Origin of the sequence: Novosphingobium sp. Chol11 (assembly GCF_900218065.1) — a bacterium.
Taxonomy (GTDB): domain Bacteria; phylum Pseudomonadota; class Alphaproteobacteria; order Sphingomonadales; family Sphingomonadaceae; genus Sphingobium; species Sphingobium agri.
In genome coordinates, this window is record NZ_OBMU01000009.1 from 1 (window position 1) to 2,657 (window position 2,657).

Consider the following 2,657-nt stretch of genomic DNA (forward strand, 5'->3'; position numbering starts at 1 on the left):
ATGCAAGCCAGATCGTGTGAATTGCATGTTCTTCACCGGCCAGGGCGGGGATGCTCACCTCTTCCACATCGAAACCGGCACTCCCCAAGCGATCGACAAAGTCATTATCCGTGTAGGCCGACCATATGGCGAGGATGCCCCCGGGTCTCAGCGCGTCACGCGCCGCCCGCAATCCCCAGTTGCAGTAGAGCCGTTCGTTGGGAAGGTGGATCATCCCGTCAGGACCATTATCGACGTCCAGAAGAATGGCGTCGAAGGCTGCCTCCTGCCTGATAATCACGTCATGAACATCGGCCATCTCAAGGGACAGTCTGGGATCGACGAGATGATCCTGAAACAGATGGGCTAGCGGCCCCCTTGCCCATTTGACGATCTTGGGCACAAGCTCGGCAACGACGACCTCAGCAGCCGGTGAAAGCGAGGAGAGCGCCGCCCCCAGCGTGAAGCCCATGCCCAGCCCCCCGATAAGGATACGGCCATCGCGATGAGACAGCCGTTCGCATACCAGTGTTGCCAGCGCTTCTTCCGAATGGCGAACCTGATTGCCCATCAGCTCGTCGTCTTCGAACTGGATCGAATAATCGTCCCCCCGGCGCCACAGGAGCAATTCACCTCCGTCGGGAAGTTGTGCGGTGTCAACCAGCTCTACCGGGATTGCCGTCCGGTCATCCTGTGGCGCTAGCATGGTCATTCCGCGTTACGACCGCGACTTCGTCTGATCATATTGGCCAGGTTCGGCCTTGAACACGTCGCGAGCGAAGGTACGGACTGCGGCCACGGATTTGAATGTCTCCTCCTGCATATGCGATGTGACCAGCGGATAGCCTTGGGAATTGTACCGGGTCTCACGCACCGTGAGCCGGAAATTCCCATCATCATCCTTGGAGATTAGATAGGGACGGATTGCTTCTCGGCTCATGGAGATTCCTCACTGTAACTTGGATGATCGCAGGGCGAATACTCTGCCGAGGATGAAGTTAGCCCACCATCGCTATGACAACGCGCTTCAATTCACTGCTCGACAAGGTCGTCGGGCAGTTGAAGGCAGGGAGGCGCGCCTCGGGCCTTCGCAAGGAGGAGGAACGGGTTGCGCGTTTATCGGGTTTGGAAAATATATTCATAGATGGTCCTCGCGGCGCGAGCCGCATTTTTATATTTGTTCCTCGCTGCACGGCACGGCCTTTAATCAGGCGCTTGCGACGATGGCGGCGATGGACATGGGGTTGTATCTGCAAGGGTGCCGCACCAGCCAAAGGGCTTTGCAGCATCCCGCTCAAGACGATAGCCGCTTCTTGCGCGCGAGATATCGCGCATCACGGGCTGACTTGCGTTCAGCCTCACTGAGTTCCGGCTTTTGATTGGGCGCCTTCGCCGCGGCCATTTCGTTGGCCTGCGCACGTCTGGCAGCTTTTTGTTCTTTCGCCGCGAGCAGAGCCTGCTGGCGCTTCTCCCTTGCCGCAGCTTCCTTTGCCAGACGGCGTTCTGCTTGGTCGAGGGTAACGGCCCGAACCACGGGCACTTTCGTCCGTAGTCGTTCGAGAACCTCTGTCCGGGCGCTGGCCGCAGCGGCTATGCGCTCCTGGAAGTGCGGTTCCTTATATCTTTTCATTAAGAGGCAAAGTCCTGTTTCAATTTCGCGCTGGGGGCGGCCGAAGCCGCCCGACCCTCCTTCAGGCAGGCTGAAGGTTGGTTGCCGATGCCTTGCCGCGCTGATCCGTTTCCAGCGTGTAGGACACGCGCTGATCCTTCTCGAGCGTACGCATGCCCGCGCGTTCAACCGCGGTTATGTGCACGAAGGCGTCGCCGCCGCCGCTTTCCGGCGCGATGAAGCCATAGCCTTTGTCGGCATTGAAGAATTTGACTGTTCCGATGATCATGTTGGAGCTCCTTGTCCAAGTTTCATGGGTGCCCGCGACAATGCGGGCATCCCGGCTTCAAGAGGCAAATGTGGGACAAGGGAGAGCCGAAGCGGCCCGATATCCGTCGAAGCGCGACGTTCAGCGAGGCGTCAATAGCACAAATCGACGGAAATGCAAAAACTGATCTGGGCTGATCGAGCGACAATTTCCCCAGCTGCCGGTAACTCCTGCTCTGTTACCTTCGATTTCGTACTGGGATCGCATCTGTGCCACGACCAAATGCCGCAGCGCGCTGCTCACTTCGAGCGCGCCGCCTCATCGCGCTTGGCTTGAGCAAGCGCATCGTTCAAGGTCGAATATCGCCAGTCACGATAATGGTAGCGATATGCCGGCACCTTGATGATGCCATAGCGATCCATGAGTTCCGTTTCGTCTGCCGGGACAACTGTCATCTTCTGTCCAATCCTGGTGAGTAGGGGTTGACGAGCAAGATTACTGCCGCCCGCCGACTGCGGGTCGGGCAAGCAGTTGGACCGCATTTTCCACCCTTGAATACCCCTCTGGATCGGCGATCGCCAAATCCAGGGGCCGGGCGCCCAACGAGGCATTGTGGGTGTTTAGAAAGCGGATTGCTTCCTCCTGCCCCAGAAGGACGAATGCAAGATGGGTGATCAACCCCTGCCGCCTCGCCTGGTCAGGAGAAATCCGTGGATCGCGGCTAATGAACGCTCGCCTTCGTGGGCGGGCCGGGGCGGTCGTGTCTGCTGTCATGCCGACACGACCAAGTCTGCGGCCTGG

The 2,657-nt window shown here is 58.7% G+C and carries 5 protein-coding genes; all 5 read right to left on the reverse strand.

Translation table 11 applies throughout. The features are described 5' to 3' along the window. Positions 1-691 (reverse strand): spermidine synthase (locus NCHOL11_RS17890; RefSeq protein ID WP_255254903.1); only part of this gene is annotated, 691 nt, incomplete at its 3' end. A gap of 6 nt (positions 692-697) precedes the next feature. Then, positions 698-919 (reverse strand): hypothetical protein, encoded by a 222-nt coding sequence (locus tag NCHOL11_RS17895; RefSeq protein ID WP_097093836.1) that lies wholly within the window; start codon positions 917-919, stop codon positions 698-700. Positions 920-1,273: 354 nt separating this feature from the next. Further along, positions 1,274-1,609, reverse strand: a complete 336-nt coding sequence (locus tag NCHOL11_RS17900; protein WP_097093837.1) for a DUF6481 family protein — start codon at positions 1,607-1,609, stop codon at positions 1,274-1,276. Between the two features lie 61 nt (positions 1,610-1,670). Next, the gene (locus tag NCHOL11_RS17905) at positions 1,671-1,877 is read right to left on the reverse strand and encodes a cold-shock protein (protein ID WP_097093838.1); all 207 of its coding nucleotides are present in this window, start codon (positions 1,875-1,877) and stop codon (positions 1,671-1,673) included. A gap of 278 nt (positions 1,878-2,155) precedes the next feature. After that, positions 2,156-2,311 carry a hypothetical protein gene (locus NCHOL11_RS18305; RefSeq protein ID WP_176502362.1) on the reverse strand — a complete coding sequence of 52 codons (156 nt, stop codon included), beginning with the start codon at positions 2,309-2,311 and terminating at the stop codon, positions 2,156-2,158. Between the last annotated feature and the right edge of the window lie 346 nt (positions 2,312-2,657).